Annotated in this window: 17 protein-coding genes; 13 read left to right on the plus strand and 4 right to left on the minus strand. The window is 57.3% G+C overall.

Going from position 1 to position 16,962, the window contains the following annotated elements; translation table 11 throughout:
* Window positions 1-16: 16 nt before the first annotated feature.
* The gene (locus AC07TV_RS08410) at window positions 17-226 is read left to right on the plus strand and encodes an antibiotic biosynthesis monooxygenase family protein (protein ID WP_494647945.1); all 210 of its coding nucleotides are present in this window, start codon (window positions 17-19) and stop codon (window positions 224-226) included.
* Window positions 227-318: 92 nt separating this feature from the next.
* On the opposite strand, the gene AC07TV_RS08415 is transcribed toward AC07TV_RS08410, so the two are convergent.
* Entirely contained in the window at window positions 319-1,479 is a 1,161-nt protein-coding gene (locus AC07TV_RS08415) for an NnrS family protein (protein WP_494647946.1), read from the minus strand.
* 164 nt (window positions 1,480-1,643) lie between these two features.
* Between AC07TV_RS08415 and AC07TV_RS08420 the strand changes: the two genes are divergently transcribed.
* From AC07TV_RS08420 to AC07TV_RS08435, 4 genes are all read left to right on the plus strand, one after another.
* Complete coding sequence (locus AC07TV_RS08420; protein ID WP_494648125.1) at window positions 1,644-2,888, plus strand: nitronate monooxygenase; 1,245 nt, start codon at window positions 1,644-1,646, stop codon at window positions 2,886-2,888.
* Between the two features lie 70 nt (window positions 2,889-2,958).
* Window positions 2,959-4,191, plus strand: coding sequence for a hypothetical protein (locus AC07TV_RS08425; protein ID WP_494647947.1), 1,233 nt, complete (start codon window positions 2,959-2,961; stop codon window positions 4,189-4,191).
* 4 nt (window positions 4,192-4,195) lie between these two features.
* The gene (locus tag AC07TV_RS08430) at window positions 4,196-4,633 is read left to right on the plus strand and encodes a hypothetical protein (protein WP_494647948.1); all 438 of its coding nucleotides are present in this window, start codon (window positions 4,196-4,198) and stop codon (window positions 4,631-4,633) included.
* A gap of 167 nt (window positions 4,634-4,800) precedes the next feature.
* Window positions 4,801-5,238, plus strand: a complete 438-nt coding sequence (locus AC07TV_RS08435; protein WP_494647949.1) for a CBS domain-containing protein — start codon at window positions 4,801-4,803, stop codon at window positions 5,236-5,238.
* Here the strand turns inward: AC07TV_RS08435 and AC07TV_RS08440 are convergent.
* The 3 genes from AC07TV_RS08440 to AC07TV_RS08450 form a co-directional block, all read right to left on the minus strand.
* Window positions 5,235-6,002: a tRNA pseudouridine(65) synthase TruC gene (locus tag AC07TV_RS08440; protein WP_494647950.1), complete on the minus strand. Its 768-nt coding sequence runs from the start codon at window positions 6,000-6,002 to the stop codon at window positions 5,235-5,237. The two genes, AC07TV_RS08435 and AC07TV_RS08440, sit on opposite strands and share 4 nt — an antisense overlap.
* Window positions 5,995-6,978, minus strand: a complete 984-nt coding sequence (locus AC07TV_RS08445) for an HpcH/HpaI aldolase/citrate lyase family protein (protein WP_494647951.1) — start codon at window positions 6,976-6,978, stop codon at window positions 5,995-5,997. The genes AC07TV_RS08440 and AC07TV_RS08445 overlap by 8 nt, the downstream gene beginning before the upstream one ends.
* A 78-nt stretch (window positions 6,979-7,056) precedes the next feature.
* Window positions 7,057-8,043 carry a malate dehydrogenase gene (locus tag AC07TV_RS08450; protein WP_494647952.1) on the minus strand — a complete coding sequence of 329 codons (987 nt, stop codon included), beginning with the start codon at window positions 8,041-8,043 and terminating at the stop codon, window positions 7,057-7,059.
* A 197-nt stretch (window positions 8,044-8,240) separates the two neighbouring features.
* On the opposite strand from AC07TV_RS08450, the gene AC07TV_RS08455 reads away from it, so the two are divergent.
* The 8 genes from AC07TV_RS08455 to AC07TV_RS08490 all read left to right on the plus strand — a co-directional run bounded on the left by AC07TV_RS08455 (window position 8,241) and on the right by AC07TV_RS08490 (window position 16,940).
* On the plus strand, window positions 8,241-8,996 hold the full coding sequence (locus tag AC07TV_RS08455; RefSeq protein ID WP_494647953.1) for a GntR family transcriptional regulator: 756 nt from the start codon (window positions 8,241-8,243) through the stop codon (window positions 8,994-8,996).
* A gap of 136 nt (window positions 8,997-9,132) precedes the next feature.
* The gene (gene sdhC / locus AC07TV_RS08460) at window positions 9,133-9,519 is read left to right on the plus strand and encodes a succinate dehydrogenase, cytochrome b556 subunit (RefSeq protein WP_494647954.1); all 387 of its coding nucleotides are present in this window, start codon (window positions 9,133-9,135) and stop codon (window positions 9,517-9,519) included.
* Window positions 9,516-9,863: a succinate dehydrogenase, hydrophobic membrane anchor protein gene (sdhD, locus tag AC07TV_RS08465; protein ID WP_494647955.1), complete on the plus strand. Its 348-nt coding sequence runs from the start codon at window positions 9,516-9,518 to the stop codon at window positions 9,861-9,863. The genes sdhC and sdhD overlap by 4 nt, the downstream gene beginning before the upstream one ends.
* A gap of 2 nt (window positions 9,864-9,865) precedes the next feature.
* Window positions 9,866-11,650: a succinate dehydrogenase flavoprotein subunit gene (sdhA, locus tag AC07TV_RS08470; protein ID WP_494647956.1), complete on the plus strand. Its 1,785-nt coding sequence runs from the start codon at window positions 9,866-9,868 to the stop codon at window positions 11,648-11,650.
* Window positions 11,651-11,662: 12 nt separating this feature from the next.
* A complete protein-coding gene (locus AC07TV_RS08475; RefSeq protein ID WP_226400362.1) occupies window positions 11,663-12,373 on the plus strand; it encodes a succinate dehydrogenase iron-sulfur subunit in 711 nt (236 codons plus the stop codon).
* The gene (locus AC07TV_RS08480) at window positions 12,373-12,618 is read left to right on the plus strand and encodes an FAD assembly factor SdhE (RefSeq protein ID WP_494647957.1); all 246 of its coding nucleotides are present in this window, start codon (window positions 12,373-12,375) and stop codon (window positions 12,616-12,618) included. The genes AC07TV_RS08475 and AC07TV_RS08480 overlap by 1 nt, the downstream gene beginning before the upstream one ends.
* Before the next feature lie 83 nt (window positions 12,619-12,701).
* Window positions 12,702-14,000, plus strand: coding sequence for a citrate synthase (gene gltA, locus AC07TV_RS08485; RefSeq protein WP_494647958.1), 1,299 nt, complete (start codon window positions 12,702-12,704; stop codon window positions 13,998-14,000).
* Between the two features lie 105 nt (window positions 14,001-14,105).
* On the plus strand, window positions 14,106-16,940 hold the full coding sequence (locus AC07TV_RS08490) for a 2-oxoglutarate dehydrogenase E1 component (RefSeq protein WP_494647959.1): 2,835 nt from the start codon (window positions 14,106-14,108) through the stop codon (window positions 16,938-16,940).
* The last annotated feature ends 22 nt before the right edge of the window (window positions 16,941-16,962 follow it).

The following is a 16,962-nucleotide window of genomic DNA, read 5'->3' on the forward strand; positions in this document are numbered from 1 at the left end:
TTTTCAGGGAGTTCCCATGTTTCTCGCCATGAACCGTTTTCGCATCGCGCTCGGCAAGGAGGACGATTTCGTCGCCCACTGGCGCAACCGCAACAGCTATCTCAGCGAGGTGCCCGGCTTCGTCTCCTTCAACCTGCTGCGCGGCGATACCAACGAAGAGCGCACACTGTTCGCCTCGCACACGGTCTGGAATTCCGAGCAGGCGTTCGCCGACTGGACGCAGTAGGACGCCTTCCGCAAGGCGCACATGCAGGCCGGCCAGTCGCCGCGCGATTTCTACCTCGGCCCGCCGCAACTGGAGCTGTTCGAAGCCGTGCTTTAGTGTTCGCGGCCGTCGATGCGCGGCTGCAACAGGATCGGAATGTAGCGCCAGGCGAGGATGCCGAAGGCGATGAACCAGCAGGTCGCCGACAGGTGGATCCAGCCGAGATAGGCGGTCGGGGCAAATTGCGGGGCGACAATGCGGGCGACCAGGGCGACGAGCATGATGATCAGCACCAGCTTGTCGCCGCCATCGAAGGTGACCTTGCGCCCGGTATGGCCCTTGGAAATGCGCACGATCATGCCCGGAATGACCAGGCCCATGGCGCCGAAGGTGAATAAATGGACGGACACCGAGCCGATCCAGACAAAGCTCATGACGTGGCCGAGCGCTTCGATCAAAAGCTGGGCGACGATGCACAGATAGCCGATGTACATGACGCCGATGTCGAGACGCTTGAAGGCCTGTTGCGGTTTCCAGAAAACGAAGCGGATCGCCAGCAGCACCGCCAGCGCCAGCGAGATTGCTGCGGTCAACGGGCGGGGCAGGGCAAATTCCAGAATCAGCATGAGGCCGAGCAGCTTGATCGCCATGTCCAGCCCTGGATGGCGCAGGATTTGCGCCTGGAAGGCCGCCTTCATGAAACCGGTCAGCGTTCGTTCGAGCATGACCAGGAAGGCCAGGCGAAAGAGCGCCATGGCCATGCTGTAGCCGGCCGTGAAGTCGCCACCTTCGAGCATCCAGTATTTGGCCAGCAGAAAGCCGGGCAACATGATCAGGAAAAAAGCGTTATCGCGGTAACTGTCTGCGTCGCGATGGCGGATCAGCGTCCACAGCAGCATGGCCACGATGCTGCCGAGAAAGAGATTGTTGCTGAGCAGGAACCAGGCTTTTGGCCAGCTGCCGCCAAAGCTCATGCCGATACGCTCAATCATCCAGGCGGCGGCCAGCAGCATCAGTGCCGGGCCGTGGTAGCCGCGAATATTCACCCAGTTCTTGGTCGAGGTCAGCAGGAAGCCGCCGAGCACCGCCCAGCCGAAGCCGAAGAACATTTCATGGGCGTGCCACTGGACAGTGGTGAAGGTCGCCGTCGGCGCCGCAATGGCACCACTGAAGATCAAAGCCCAAGCGACCGGCAGGACCATCCCGGCCAGGCAGGCCAGCGTGAAAAACGGCCGGAAGCCGACCAGCCAGAATGGGTGGGTTGAGAAACGCATGTGAACCTATTGCCAAAGAGTCGATCGAAGTGGCAAGTTTAGCCACAGTCGGCTGGGCGAAACTTGATTTATCCCCGGCTCGTCACGCATCGGACTTAACATTGGCGTAAAATCCGTCACTTGGCCGCGAGCGAGGGGACCGGCCTGTATTCATAAGGAAAATGATGAAGCGTGTGGACGATTTCCGCTTGCGGCTTGGCAAGCACGAGCTAGTACCAATCATGATCGGCGGCATGGGAGTTGATATTTCGAGTGCCGATCTAGCCGTCGAGGTCGCCCGTCTGGGTGGCGTCGGGCACATCTCCGACGCAATGATCAAGACCGTGTCGGATCGCCGCTACAAGACCAAGTTCGTCAAGGAAAAGCTCGCGCTTTACAAGTACAACGTCGAGAACGAAGACAAGTCACCGGTCAAATTCGATCTCGGCAAGCTGGTTGAAGCAACCCGTCTGCACGTAGAAGAGGCCATGTCGCGCAAAAAAGGCGACGGCATGATCTTCATCAACTGCATGGAAAAGCTGACCATGAACGCGCCGAAAGAGACGCTCAAGGTCCGCATGGAAGCCGCGATGGATTCCGGCATCGAAGGCATTACCCTGGCGGCCGGCCTGCACCTTGGCTCGTTTGCGCTGATCGAAGAGCACCCGCGTTTCCGCGACGTCCAGCTCGGCATCATCGTTTCCTCGGTGCGCGCCCTGCAACTGTTCCTCAAAAAGAGCATGCGCACCGGCCGCCTCCCCGACTACATCGTGGTCGAAGGCCCGCTGGCCGGCGGTCACCTTGGCTTCGGCATGGACTGGGCTAAGTACGACCTGGCGACCATCGTCGCCGAAGTGATGCTGTTCCTGAAGAACGAGCACCTCGACATTCCAGTCATTCCGGCCGGTGGCATCTTCACCGGCTCCGATGCGACTGCCTTCCTTGAGGCCGGTGCCGCCGCCGTGCAGGTCGCCACCCGCTTCACTGTCTCCGAAGAATGTGGTCTGCCGGAAAAGGTCAAGCAGGAATACTTCAAGGCCAGCGAGGACGACATCGAGGTCAACCAGATTTCCCCGACCGGTTACCCGATGCGCATGATCAAGAGCAGCCCGGGCATCGGTTCGGGCATCCGCCCGAACTGCGAAGCCTACGGCTACCTGCTCGACGCCAACGGCAAGTGCGCCTACGTGACCGCCTATAACCGCGAAGTGGCCTTGCACCCGGATGCCCGCAAGATCTCGGTGATGGACAAGACCTGTCTGTGCACCCACATGCGCAACTTCGATATCTGGACCTGTGGCCACTTGACCTACAGGCTCAAGGACACGACGCGCAAGGCAGCCGACGGCAGCTATCAGCTGCTGACTGCTGAGCATATTTTCAAGGACTATCAGTTCAGTACTGAACAGAAGATCGCCCTGCCGGAATAACTGCGAACCAGGCTGCGCTGGAGCGATGCTTGCCGTGTAGCCAGTCCGGGATGTTGACGAAATTCGACTGATGACGATTGCCAATCTATTTCGCCGGGCCGCGCGGGCGTGTGCACTCAACGGGGTGCTTCCGGTCCTTGCCGGTTCAGTCGTTCTCGCCGTCGCCCATCCTGCCATTGCCGAGCCCGAGCATGACTCGGCCATTAGCCTGCAGGGATTCGGAACGTTTGGTTTGGCCCGAACGAATTCAGATGACGTCGAGTTCGTCCGGGACATTTCCCAGCCCCGGGGTGTCGGTAAAGACTGGAGTGCGTTGATTGACAGCGTCCTCGGTCTGCAAGCGGCCTGGCACATCAATCCGCAGCTTGAAGCGGTAGTTCAGGCAACCAGTCGCTATCGTTACGACAAGACCTTTACCCCGGATATTTCCTGGGCCTTCCTGAAATATGATCCGATCCCCAATCTGAGCCTGCGGGCCGGTCGGCTGGGTACGGAATTCTTCATGATGGCCGATTCGCGTTGGGTCGGTTATTCCTTCCTGACGGTCCGCCCGCCCGGCGATTACTTCTGGTATTTGCCTTTCTACAGCATTCACGGTGCCGATGCAGCGATCACCGTCCCCCTTGGCGAAAGCGTTCTGCGCGGCAAGGTTTTCTACGGCCATTCCGACGGCCGGATCCCGTTGGCTGACGAGCAGTGGGATATTGCCGACTCTCCGATGCTGGGTGGTTACCTCGAATACCAGCGTGGTCCCTGGCAGGTCCGGGCAAGCTACGCCAATATTGAATTCAAGAACGACTTGCCGATCGCGCCCGTCTTGAAAAAGGCGGTCGGCGCCACCCTTTCTGCGCAGGATGCGGCCTTCCTGGCGACGCATGGCACGCGGACCCACTATTACTCACTGGGCTTGGTTTACGATCGCGGCCCCTGGCAAGCGCAGTTGATGCTCAATCACATTGAGCAGGGTAGCCAGGCGCTGGAGAGTTCAGATGGTGGGTACGCACTGGTCGGCTACCGGATTGGCCAAGTAACGCCTTATCTCGGCTATTCCTGGGTGCTCTCCAGATCGCGTGGCAATGCGTCAAGTGCTGTCGCTGCGTATGTAATGCAGGATTCACATGCCGACCAGCAGACCATTTTTGCCGGCATGCGCTGGGATGTCGCCCGGAATGTAGCTGTCAAGGCGCAATGGGATGGCATCCGTGGCGAGGCATCGTCGCTTTTCCCCTATCGCCAGGACAGCCGGGCGCGGTGGGATGGCGAAATGGATGTGTTTTCGCTGACCGTGGATTTCGTTTTCTGAGGCCATGCCACTTCGTCGCCTGATCCTTCTTGGCTCGATTTTCTGGCTGCTGGTTCAGCCAGCAGCGGAACTGCGCGCCGAACTGGTTGTTGTCGTCAATGCCCGTTGCGGTGTCGCAGCCATGACGCGCAACGAGGTAATCAATGTTTTCTTCGGTCGCAATCGTCAGTACTTCAACGGTGCCGAGGCGCAGCCGGTGGATTTGTCTGACAATCATCCGGACCGGGGGCGTTTTTATGGCTTGCTGGTTGGCAAGGATTTGTCTGAAATCAACGCCTACTGGTCCAGGCAGGTTTTCTCAGGGCGCATGCAGCCGCCGGCCAAGGTTGGTTCGACTGAGGAGGTGCTGAAATGGGTGGTCTCCCATCCGGGGGGTATTGGTTTTGTTGATCTGGCCAAGGCAGATGCTCGGGTTCGCGTGGTTTACGAGCTGACTCCGTGAATGAATATTTTTGGGGTTTTCATTGAACGTTGAGCTGATAGGCATGGTCATCATCTTTGTGGCCATTGCGGTGATTGTCATCAAGCTGGGGTAATCTCCGCGTGTGCTGTGCGTTCCGGCTTGCCGGGATCACGCCGCTGATTTTTACAACAACGCAGGAGACAAACATGCCAAATCGAATCATCAGCAATATCATCGCCGGCCAAACTGTCGTTTCGGCTACCAAGGAAAGCACCGTTCGCGAAGCTTGCAGCCTGATGGCCCAAAAGCGGATAGGTGCCTTGCTGGTTGTTGAAAGCAACCGGATCGTTGGCATCTTCACCGAACGTGATGCCCTCAACAAGGTCTTGGCTGGCAATCTGGATCCGGATAAAACCACTTTGGCGCAGGTTATGGTGGCCAATCCGCAAACGATTCGAGCTGACAAGCCTCTGGGCTATGCCTTGCAGTTCATGGTCGATGGCGGTTTTCGCCATGTCCCGGTGGTCGATCAAAACGGCGCCCCGTTGGGTATGGTATCGGCGCGCGATGCCTTGGGTCAGGATATGGTGCAGCTCGAACGCGACCTGAAACTCAGGGAGCATCTCGAGGAAAATATCGCCTAAGCGCCTTCAGAGGGCCAGCCAAAACGCGCCAGTATGGCGGCGAATTCGCCGGATACTGGCGCTTTTATTTCCATGCGCCGTCCATCCGCCGGATGCTTGAAGGTCATCGCGACGCACGCCAGCAACAGGCGATTGGCGCCGAGATGCTCGGCAAAATAACGATTGTGCCGTCCCTTGCCGTAGGTGGCGTCGCCAATGATCGGGTGGGCAATGTGTTTGAGGTGGCGCCTGATCTGGTGGCGGCGGCCGGTGATTGGCTCCAGTTCGAGCAGGGCATAGCGGCTGTTCGGGTAACGATCCACCGCGACCGGCAGTTCGATTTCCGCCAGTTTCCGGAAGTGCGTCAGTGCTGCTTGCGCCTCGGTACTGCTGCGCTCCCCCTGGAATTCATAGGCGTCGCGTTGTCTTGAAAGCGCGTGGTCGATGCTGCCCGATTCCGGCGGGTATCCGCGGACGACGGCAAGATATCGCTTTTCCACCGTGCCGGCTTCGAATTGTCGCCCGAGGAGGCTGGCTATTTCCTTGCTCAGTCCGAAGAGCAGGACGCCGGACGTGCCACGATCGAGACGGTGGGCTGGCCAGACGTACTGGCCGATCTGGTTGCGCAGGATTTGAATCGCGAAGCGCGTTTCGTGACGGTCGATTTCCGAGCGGTGAACGAGCAGTCCGGGCGGCTTGTCGATGACGACGATCTGCTCGTCACGATAGAGGATGGGCAGCGGCGACTCAGCCTCAGTGCTACGGTCAACCGGAATTTCAGGCAAAAAAGCGAATCCTCGCTGCTGCCGGAATATCCATTCCGGTAACGTGGGCGCGGTCGAGCAGTTCCCAGAAGTAGCGGTAGGAGGCGCGGTCATGCAGCTTGCCGTCGTGCTGGATCGGGCCCCAATCCTTGTCCTGGGCGGCAATCAGGATATCGGCGGCAGCCTGGACTTCGGTGAAGTCGGGGCGCATGGCTTCAATGATCGGGACAATCTGGTTCGGGTGGATGCTCCACATGCGCAGGTAGCCGAATTCGGTCCGGGCGCGTCGGGCATCGCTGCGGATGTACTCGATGTCTTTCAGTTCTGTCGTCACGTTGTGCGAGGGAACCACGCCGCAGGCCAGCGCGGCGGCGCTGATCTCGCACTTGGCGCGAGTGACCAGCGGATGCTCAAACTGGCCGGGGCTCTTCATGGCATACCCGGGAATGGCGCCGTGGTGACCCGAGACAAAATCCATCAGGCCAAAATCCAGGCTCTCGACGCCGGGAATGGCGGCGATTTCCCATACTTCGCGCAAGGCGCCATGGGTTTCGATCAGCACATGGACCGGAATCCTGCGGTCAACGCCAAAACTCTGCTCAATTTCACGGAGGGCTTCGATCTGCACTTGAACATCGCCCGCGCTGCACGGTTTGGGCAGGGTGATGAACGGGAGCCTGCTACCGGCAATGCCGACCAGGATGTCCATATCCTGCCGCCAGTGCGGGTGGGTGACGTCGTGGACACGGGCGCCGACCCGGTTGAAACGATTTTCATCACTCATGATCACGCCGGCCGCCATTTCGGCATGCTCGCGCTCGGCGCCGGCATGGGCGCCGTCTTCGCAGTCGCAAGTGATGTCGAAGATCGGGCCGAGTTCGTTCTGCAATTGCAGCGCCTTCTTCATCAACTTTTCCGAGCCGGCGTAATGGTCGACTGCCGGCAGGATGGGGAAGGGCTTTTCGCCGGAAAAAAGAACGGCTTTCGGATGGCGCATGGTTTTCGAATCCGTAAACTAAAAAAGGCCGCGGTATTTTACCGCGGCCTTCTAATGAAGCTGGGAACTAATGCTGGATTACAGCATGTCCTTGACGGCTTCGGCTTCGTCGGTCAGTTCCTTGAGCGTGATGTTGATCTTCTCGCGGCTGTACTCGTCGATTTCCAGACCCTGAATGATCTTGAACGAACCACCCTTGCATTCGCACGGGAAGCCGAAAACGATACCGGCCGGAATGCCGTAGGAGCCGTCAGACGGCACGCCCAAGGTAACCCATTCGTCGGAACCGAGTACCCAGTCACGGATGTGGTCGATGGCGGCGTTGGCGGCCGAAGCAGCCGACGACAGGCCACGGGCTTCGATGATGGCGGCGCCACGCTTGCCGACGGTCGGCAGGAAAACGTCGTTGTTCCAGGCGTGATCATTGATCAGGGCCTTGACGCTGTCGCCATTCGAGGTGCAGTTGCGGTAGTCGGCGTACATCGTCGGCGAGTGGTTGCCCCAGACGACCAATTGCTTCAGCGAAGAAACCGGACGGCCGATCTTGTTGGCAAGTTGCGACAGGGCGCGGTTGTGGTCAAGGCGCAGCATGCCATGGTAGTTGTTCGGGTTGGTGCGGCCAACCTTCTTGGCAGCAGCAGCGGCGATGAAGGCGTTGGTGTTGCACGGGTTGCCGACGACGAGAACCTTGACGTTCTCGTTGGCGTTCTCGGCAATGGCCTTGCCCTGCACCGTGAAGATGGCGCCGTTGGCGGTCAGCAGGTCAGCGCGTTCCATACCCTTGGTGCGCGGACGGGCACCAACCAGCAGGCAGACGTCGGCATCCTTGAAGGCGACGTTCGGATCATCGGTGGCAACCATGCCGGCGAGCAGCGGGAAGGCACAGTCTTCCAGCTCCATCATCACGCCCTTGACGGCTTGCTGAGCTTGCGGCAGGTCAAGCAACTGAAGGATGACCGGCTGGTCTTTGCCGAGCATTTCGCCGGAGGCGATGCGGAACAGCAGGCTATAACCGATCTGGCCGGCGGCGCCGGTAATGGCAACGCGCATGGGGGCTTTGGACATGTATCGCTCCTGTTTGAAACAGCGTGGTTGAAATTGTTCGTATTTGCCCGAATACCTGCTTTGTTTGCTTCCTTGCGTCAGCAGGCACGAGAACTCAAGATGGTAAAAGTTCGGCGTCTGGCTGTCAATTCATCATCTGTCTTATATAAGACAACTTTTCGTGGACGGTGTGGCCAAAATGTGCTGAAATTTGGACCATGACTCGTGACGCCTCCCGTCCTGCTCCCCGCCTAAGTTCCCCGACTTTCAGCCCCCTCTATCGCCAGATCAAGGACTTCTTGATTCGCAGCCTGGAGGAGGGTGAATGGGGGCCGGGCGACGCAATACCGAGTGAAGGGGAATTGGCTGCTCGTTTCAACGTTAGCCAGGGGACAGTGCGTAAGGCAATTGATGAAATGGCCGCTGAAAACATGCTGGTCCGGCGTCAGGGAAAGGGTACGTTTGTCGCGACGCATAGCGATCCGCGGTCTTTTTATCGTTTCCTGAGACTGGTCCCGGATGATGGCAAGGCTGCGCATGCTGTCAGTGACCCGTTTTTTTGCGAGACCATCGACGCGTCACCTGAGGTTGCGGCTGTCCTGGGGTTGCAGGCGGGGGACAAGGTGGTTCATGTCAAGCGCTTGCTGCGTTTCAGTGGCGAACCGGTGGTTTTCGATCAAATTTATCTGGTCGCCGACCTGTTTAATGGTTTGACCCTGGAGGCCTTGCGGGGCGGCGAGCGTTCGCTCTATAGCCTTTTCGAGAGCGATTTTGGGGTTCGCATGATTCACGCCGAAGAGCATTTGCGCGCGGTTGGCGCAGATGCTCAAAGTGCCAGCATGATTGGCGTCAAGTTAGGCGAGCCGCTTCTGCTCGTCGAACGCACGGCTTATACCTACGGCAATAAACCGGTGGAGTGGCGGCGTGGGCTTTATTCCACGCGGCATCACTACTACCGGAACGATCTGGGGTGAGAGAAAGCAGTACTTTGGAATTAGCTCGGAAAGCGCCCCGCAAGGCACGTTCCGTATGGTTTTGAATGTATAATTACGGTTCTTTTCAAACCACGTAAAAGCGGTTAACCGCATCTTCACGCGAGGGATGACGTTCATGGCAGAAATGACCATCAAGAAACGTCCAAAAAACTTGGACTTGACTACAATAAAGTTGCCGCTGCCGGGCAAGGTTTCAATTCTTCATCGTGTAAGCGGTGCGGGATTGTTTCTTTGTATCCCGGTTGTGCTCTGGCTCTTCGGGGCTAGTGTGGGCTCTCCTGAAAGCTTTGCTGCTTTCCAATCGGTTGCCGGGATGTTGCCGGTCAAGGTGATTCTGGCTGGCCTCCTTTGGGCGTTTGTTCACCACTTCTGTGCTGGTATCCGCTTTCTTCTGCTCGATCTGCATGTCGGTATCGAAAAAGAAGCTGCCCGAAAATCTGCCGGTGTTGTACTCGCTGTCAGCATTCCGCTGACCCTGATTCTCTGGGGGGTGTTGCTGTGATCAACCGTATCGTTGTCGGTGCCCACTACGGCCTGAAGGACTGGATCATCCAGCGTGCTACGGCTGTCATCATGGCGGTCTATTCGGTATTGATTGCCGCGGTTCTCTTGGTTGTGCGCCCCTCGACCTTTGAAGCCTGGCAGGGTGTGTTTGCCAATGGCGTCATCAAGTTCCTGACCTTCCTTTTCTTTGTCAGTCTGTTCTACCACGCCTGGATCGGCGTGCGTGACATCTGGATGGACTACGTGAAGCCGACCGGCCTGCGCCTGTCCCTGCACGTTCTGACCGCTGCTGCGCTGGTGGGCTACACCGCGTGGGCTGCTGCGATTCTCTGGAGGCTGTAAGCGTGAGTATTCCTGTTCTCAAGTTTGATGCAGTGATTGTTGGCGCTGGTGGTGCTGGTCTGCGTTCTGCGATCCAATTGTCTGAAGCCGGTCTGAAGACTGCCGTGCTTTCCAAGGTTTTTCCGACTCGTTCGCACACTGTTGCGGCGCAGGGGGGTGTTGCCGCTTCGCTCGGTAATTCCGAGGAGGATCACTGGACGTGGCATATGTACGATACCGTCAAGGGTTCCGACTGGCTCGGCGACCAGGATGCGATCGAGTTCATGTGCAAGAAGGCCAATGAAGTCGTTGTTGAGCTCGAGCATTACGGTATGCCGTTTGATCGCACCGATGATGGCAAGATCTATCAGCGTCCATTCGGCGGTCACATGTCGAATTTTGGCGAGAAGCCGGTTCGTCGCTCATGCGCTGCCGCTGACCGTACCGGCCATGCGATGCTGCACGCGATGTATCAGCGCAACGTCAAGGCCAATACACAGTTCTTCGTTGAATGGATGGCGCTGGACCTGATCCGCGACGAAGAGGGTCATGTCCTTGGCGTTACCGCCATGGAAATGGAAACCGGCCAGGTCGTGATTTTCCACGCCCGCGCAACCATTTTCGCGACCGGCGGTGCCGGCCGTATTTATTATTCCTCGACCAATGCCTTCATCAATACCGGTGACGGCCTCGGTATGGCGGCCCGCGCTGGCATTCCGCTCGAAGACATGGAATTCTGGCAGTTCCACCCGACCGGCGTAGCGGGTGCCGGTGTGCTGATTACCGAAGGCGTGCGCGGCGAAGGCGGCATCCTGCGTAACAGCAGCAAGGAGCGCTTCATGGAGCGCTACGCGCCGAATGCCAAGGACTTGGCGTCGCGTGACGTAGTTTCCCGCGCCATGACTACCGAAATCAAGGAAGGTCGTGGCTGTGGCGCGAACAAGGACTACGTCCTGCTCGACATTACTCACCTCGACCCGGCCACCATCATGAAGCGCCTGCCGGGTATCCATGAAATTGGTTTGCAGTTTGCTGGCGTCGACTGTCTGAAGGAGCCGTTGCCGGTTGTTCCGACCTGTCACTATCAGATGGGTGGTATTCCGACCCATTACTCCGGCCGTGTCGTGATGCCTCAAGGTGGCGACATGAATGCCGTTGTTCCGGGCTTCTATGCCGGCGGTGAGTGTGCCTGTGCCTCGGTGCATGGTGCGAACCGTCTCGGTACAAACTCGCTGCTCGATCTGCTGGTCTTTGGCAAGTCGGCTGGTGACTCCGCTGTTGAAGACCTCAAGGCTGGTCGCGCTCACCGCGATCTTCCGAAGGATGTTGCAGACAAGACCTTGGCTCGTATCAGCGCACTCGACAATCGCAAGGGTGGTGCCAACGTGCACGAAACTCGTCTGGCCATGCAGCGCACCATGCAGGACCATGCTGGTGTGTTCCGCTTCAGTGATATGTTGAAGCAGGGTGTCAGCAAGATTCTCGAAGTCGAAAAGGCCGCTCGCAATCTGGAAATCAAGGACAAGTCGATGGCCTGGAATACGGCCCGTACCGAAGCGCTGGAAATGGAAAACCTCATCGAAGTCGCCAAGGCCACGATGATTTCCGCCGAGGCTCGCAAGGAGTCCCGTGGTGCACATGTGCGTGACGATGCCCCGGACAGTCCTGAGTTCCCGAATGGCCGTAACGACGCCGTGTGGCTCAAGCACACGCTGTTTTCGCCGGTGGATAACTCGATCTGCTACAAGCCAGTCAACATGCAACCCCTGTCCGTCGAGCCGGTTGAGCTCAAGACGCGCTCGTACTAATTGGAGTCGAGAATGAGCAAACGCATGGTTCAATTCAGTATCTATCGCTACGATCCGGACAAGGATGACGCGCCTTACATGCAGGACATCTCGGTTGAACTCGAACCGACTGACCGCAAGCTCTTGGACGCGTTGACCAAACTGAAGGCCAAGGATGACGCAATCTCCTATCGTCGCTCTTGTCGTGAGGGTGTGTGTGGTTCCGATGCCATGAACATCAACGGCAAGAACGGCTTGGCTTGTCTGACCGATATTGACAGCTTGAAGCAGCCAATCGTGCTGCGTCCGCTGCCGGGTCTGCCGGTCATTCGCGATCTGATCGTCGATATGACCCAGTTCTTCAAGCAGTACCACTCGATCAAGCCTTACCTGGTCAATAACGATCCTCCGCCAGAGCGCGAGCGTCTGCAGTCGCCAGAGGATCGGGAAGAGTTGAACGGCCTGTACGAGTGCATTCTGTGCGCCTGCTGTTCGACCGCCTGTCCGTCGTTCTGGTGGAATCCCGACAAGTTTGTCGGCCCGGCCGGACTGCTGGCGGCTTACCGTTTCATCGCCGATACGCGCGATCAGGCGACCAACGAGCGCCTCGACAACCTCGAGGACCCGTATCGACTGTTCCGTTGCCATTCCATCATGAACTGTGTTGACGTGTGTCCTAAGGGTTTGAACCCGACCAAGGCCATTGGCAAGATCAAGGACATGATGGTTCGTCGCGCAGTCTGATGGAAAGAGCGGACTACGAGCGCTTGCGCTGGCGTTGTATTCGTCGTGCGCTTCTCGAGCTTGATATCACCCTCACACGTTTTCTTGATGGTGGCGAATTTGAGAAGCTGAATGGCGACCAGCAGCAGGCGTTCGTGGAGCTTGCTGACATGGAGGATTACGATCTCTGGGACTTGCTGACAGGCAAGGCCGAGATCGATGATCCTCGCTTGGCGCAGATGGTGGCGCTAATTCGTAAGAGTTGAGTAAGGTTTACATCCTATCTTTAGAATGTTGACCGCTTTTTTGGCATTGCAGTTACAACCAACACCTGTAAAGGGATGACTCCATGACGACTGAACGCAAGGCAATTTTGACAATCGATGGACAGGCTCCCGTCGAGTTCCAGATTATGACCCCGACGCACGGCAACGATTGTGTCGATATTCGCACCTTGGGTGCCAAGACCGGCTTGTTTACTTATGACTCCGGCTTCCTTTCCACTGCTAGTTGCAAGTCCACTGTTACCTTCATCGACGGTGACAAAGGCGAGTTGCTGTATCGCGGTTATCCGATTGAGCAGCTTGCAGAGAACTGCAACTTTCTCGAGGTTACCTATCTGCTGAAGAATGGCGAGTTGCCGAACGCGAGTCAGAAATCTGCTTTTGAAAGCACCATCAAGAATCACACGATGGTGCATGAGCAACTGACCAAGTTCTATTCCGGTTTCCGTCGTGATGCTCACCCGATGGCCGTGATGACCGGTGTTGTCGGTGCCCTTTCTGCTTTCTACCACGATGCGATGGACTTTTCTGATGTGGAGCATCGGAATGTCAGCTTTAATCGCCTCGTCGCCAAGATGCCGACTATTGTCGCCATGGCGTACAAGTACAATACCGGCGCTCCATTCATGTACCCGGATAACGATCTGGACTACACCGCCAACTTCATGCGCATGATGTTTGGCAATCCTTGCGAAAAATACAAGCCGAATCCGGTCCTGGTCAATGCGCTCGACACGATCTTCACGTTGCATGCTGATCACGAGCAGAATGCCTCGACCTCGACGGTTCGTCTGGCTGGTTCGTCTGGTGCCAATCCGTTTGCCTGTATCGCTGCCGGCATCGCCTGTCTGTGGGGGCCGGCACACGGTGGTGCCAACGAAGCATGTCTGCAGATGCTCGAGCAGATTGGCGACGTCTCGAAGGTGGGTGAGTACATCAATCGCGCCAAGGACAAGAACGATTCGTTCAAGCTGATGGGCTTCGGTCACCGTGTTTACAAGAACTTCGATCCGCGCGCCAAGCTGATGCGCAAAGTCTGTTTCGATGTTCTTTCCGAACTCGGCCTGCAGAACGACCGCCTCTTCAAGCTGGCCATGGAGCTGGAAAAGATTGCTCTGGAAGATCCGTACTTCGTGGAAAAGAAGCTCTACCCGAACGTCGACTTCTACTCTGGCATCGTCCAGAAGGCGATCGGCATCCCGACCGAAATGTTCACCTGCATTTTCGCGCTGGCCCGCACGGTTGGCTGGATGACGCAGTGGGAAGAAATGATTACCGATCCGGAATACAAGATTGGTCGTCCGCGTCAACTGTACATGGGTGCAGCCAAGCGCGATGTAGTGCCGCTCGCCCAACGCGGCTAAGAAAGAAATTGGGCGGCCGTGTGGCCGCCCTTTTTTTACCTGCGGAAACTTGTGATCAAGCTATCTGCGGCTACAGTGGAAAAAAATACCCTTGAGGGGACGCCTATGACTACGATGAACAATTTATTTGACAGCACAATGTACTTCGGCGGGAATGCGCCGTTTGTCGAAGAGCTGTACGAAAACTATCTGAACAACCCGACCGCCGTGCCTGAAGAATGGCGCGAGTATTTTGACCGCCTGGCTCAGATGCCAGGCTTCGTTGCGCGTGACGTTGCACATGCTCCTGTGATTTCCGCTTTTGCCGAACTGGCCAAAGACGGTGGCTTCCGCCCGGCTCCAGCTACCGGTGCCGACAACAAGAAGCAATCCGCAGTGGGGCAACTGGTTACCGCGTATCGTTCGATCGGTACGCGCTGGGCCGATCTTGATCCGCTCAAGCGCTTGCCGCGTCCGAAAATTGATGAGCTTGAGCCGTCGTTTTATGGTTTCACCGATGCAGACCTGAATCAGTCGTTCAGCGTTGGTTCGCTGAAAGGGCTTCCGGAAACCGCCAGGCTTGGTGACATCCTTGAAACCTTGAAGCAGACTTACTGCGGCACAGTCGGTGTCGAGTACATGTACATGTCGGACTACACCGAGAAGCGCTGGTTGCAGGAGCGTCTGGAGGGTATCCGTTCACGCCCGACCTACTCTGCCGAGCAGAAAAAACGCCTCATGGAACGGTTGACCGCAGCTGAGACGCTGGAGCGTTACCTGCATACCAAGTATGTTGGTCAGAAGCGATTCTCGCTGGAAGGTGGCGAATCGTTGATCGTCTCCATGGATGAGGCCATCCGTACTGGTGGCAAGCTGGGCATTGACGAGGTCGTTATTGGCATGGCCCACCGTGGCCGCCTGAACGTGCTGGTCAATACGCTGGGCAAGGCGCCGTCGATGCTGTTTGCCGAATTCGAAGGCAAGAAAAAGAGTGACCTTTCCGCTGGTGACGTCAAATATCACATGGGTTTCTCGTCCGACGTTTCGACGCCGGGAGGTCCCTGCCACCTGACACTGGCGTTCAATCCCTCACACCTGGAAATCGTCAATCCAGTGGTCGAAGGTTCCGTGTATGCACGCCAGGTTCGTCGTGGCGAAGAGGGCAAGTCCAAGGTATTGCCGGTAGTGGTGCATGGCGACTCTGCCCTGGCCGGCCAAGGCGTCAACCAGGAAATGCTCAACTTTGCGCAGACCCGTGGCTATGGTACGGGCGGCACGCTTCATATTGTTGTCAACAACCAGATCGGCTTCACCACCAGCGATCCGCGTGACTATCGCTCCGGCCATTACTGTACAGACATCTTCAAGATGGCTGATATGCCGATCTTCCACGTCAATGGTGACGATCCGGAAGCGGTCGCGCTGGTTACACAGTTGGCCATGGAGTTCCGCCAGGAATTCAAAAAAGACGTCGTCGTCGACATCATCTGTTTCCGCAAGCTTGGTCACAACGAGCAGGACGAGCCGATGGTCACCCAGCCGCTGATGTACAAAATCATCAGCAAGCATCCGGGTACCCGGAAGCTTTACGGAGACCGTTTGATCGCTGAAGGTGTGCTGGCTGAAGACGGGCCGGATCAGATGATCAAGGAATATCGCGAACATCTCGACAAGGGTGAGTTGCTGTACAACCCGGTGCTGGCAGGTTACAAGCACCCGATGACCATCGACTGGACACCGTTCCTGACCAAAAACTACATCGAAACCTGCGATACGACGGTACCGATGAAGGAACTGAAGCGTCTTGCCAAGGGGCTCACCACCTTCCCTGAAGACTACGCTCTGCACTCCCGGGTCAAGAAGATTGTTGAGGACCGGGCAGCAATGGGCGAAGGCAAATTGCCGGTTGACTGGGGTATGGCAGAGAATCTGGCCTATGCTTCCCTGTTGGTCTCAGGCTACGGTGTCCGCATTTCCGGTGAAGACGTCGGTCGCGGAACCTTCTTCCACCGCCATGCAGCTTTCCATGACCAGAATCGGGCGAGCTGGGACGAGGGTACCTATTACCCGTTGCGTCACCTTCAGGAAAAGCAGGCCACCTTCCAGTGCTTTGATTCCGTGCTGTCAGAAGAGGCAGTTCTGGCCTTCGATTACGGTTATGCGTCGGCCAATCCTTATGAGCTGGTTATCTGGGAAGGCCAGTTTGGCGACTTCGCCAATGGTGCCCAAGTCGTCATCGACCAGTTCATCGCTTCCGGCGAAGCCAAGTGGGGGCGCGCCTGCGGTTTGGTGATGTTGCTGCCGCACGGTTACGAAGGTCAGGGCCCGGAGCACTCTTCGGCTCGTCTTGAACGTTACATGCAGGCGTGTGCCGAAATGAACATGGAAGTCTGTGTGCCGACCACGGCAGCCCAAGTATTCCATATGCTGCGCCGTCAGGGTGTTCGCATGCAGCGTAAGCCGCTGATTGTCATGACACCGAAGTCGCTGCTTCGTCACAAGGATGCCGCTTCCAGCATGGAAGAGCTGGCAACTGGCGAGTTCAAGCGCGTTATCGGCGAAGTTGATGAGATTGATGCCAAGAAGGTCAAGCGCGTGATCCTGTGTTGCGGCAAGGTCTACTATGACTTGGTGGCAGCGCGTCGCGAGAAGAAGATCGCCGACATCGCCATCGTCCGCGTCGAGCAGCTCTATCCTTTCCCGAAGGATTCGCTCGAGAAGGAACTGGCCAAGTATCCGAAGGCGACCGAAATCGTCTGGACCCAGGAAGAGCCGCGCAATCAGGGCGCCTGGTACTGGATTGCATCCCGTCACCATCTGGATACCCAGTTGGGCGTAAAACAGAAGATGTTGCTGGTCTCTCGTCCGGCTTCGTCGTCTCCGGCGGTTGGCTATCTGGCCAAGCACAACGAGCAACAAAAGGCACTGATCGAGTCCGCACTGGGCAAGATCGAGTACTGATAACTACAGCAGAGTGGAGTCA

It is taken from the genome of Azonexus sp. GW821-FHT04F04 (genome assembly GCF_059420025.1).

Bases quoted from the DNA above. Each gene is read 5' to 3' on its own strand.
- AC07TV_RS08425 (WP_494647947.1), top strand. From the start codon at position 2,959: ATGACGATTGCCAATCTATTTCGCCGGGCCGCGCGGGCGTGTGCACTC.
- AC07TV_RS08450 (WP_494647952.1), bottom strand. From the start codon at position 8,043: ATGTCCAAAGCCCCCATGCGCGTTGCCATTACCGGCGCCGCCGGCCAG.
- AC07TV_RS08475 (WP_226400362.1), top strand. From the start codon at position 11,663: ATGAGCAAACGCATGGTTCAATTCAGTATCTATCGCTACGATCCGGAC.
- AC07TV_RS08415 (WP_494647946.1), bottom strand. From the start codon at position 1,479: ATGCGTTTCTCAACCCACCCATTCTGGCTGGTCGGCTTCCGGCCGTTT.
- AC07TV_RS08480 (WP_494647957.1), top strand. From the start codon at position 12,373: ATGGAAAGAGCGGACTACGAGCGCTTGCGCTGGCGTTGTATTCGTCGT.
- sdhC (WP_494647954.1), top strand. From the start codon at position 9,133: ATGGCAGAAATGACCATCAAGAAACGTCCAAAAAACTTGGACTTGACT.
- AC07TV_RS08420 (WP_494648125.1), top strand. From the start codon at position 1,644: ATGAAGCGTGTGGACGATTTCCGCTTGCGGCTTGGCAAGCACGAGCTA.
- AC07TV_RS08455 (WP_494647953.1), top strand. From the start codon at position 8,241: ATGACTCGTGACGCCTCCCGTCCTGCTCCCCGCCTAAGTTCCCCGACT.
- AC07TV_RS08410 (WP_494647945.1), top strand. From the start codon at position 17: ATGTTTCTCGCCATGAACCGTTTTCGCATCGCGCTCGGCAAGGAGGAC.
- gltA (WP_494647958.1), top strand. From the start codon at position 12,702: ATGACGACTGAACGCAAGGCAATTTTGACAATCGATGGACAGGCTCCC.
- AC07TV_RS08490 (WP_494647959.1), top strand. From the start codon at position 14,106: ATGACTACGATGAACAATTTATTTGACAGCACAATGTACTTCGGCGGG.
- AC07TV_RS08445 (WP_494647951.1), bottom strand. From the start codon at position 6,978: ATGCGCCATCCGAAAGCCGTTCTTTTTTCCGGCGAAAAGCCCTTCCCC.
- AC07TV_RS08430 (WP_494647948.1), top strand. From the start codon at position 4,196: ATGCCACTTCGTCGCCTGATCCTTCTTGGCTCGATTTTCTGGCTGCTG.
- AC07TV_RS08435 (WP_494647949.1), top strand. From the start codon at position 4,801: ATGCCAAATCGAATCATCAGCAATATCATCGCCGGCCAAACTGTCGTT.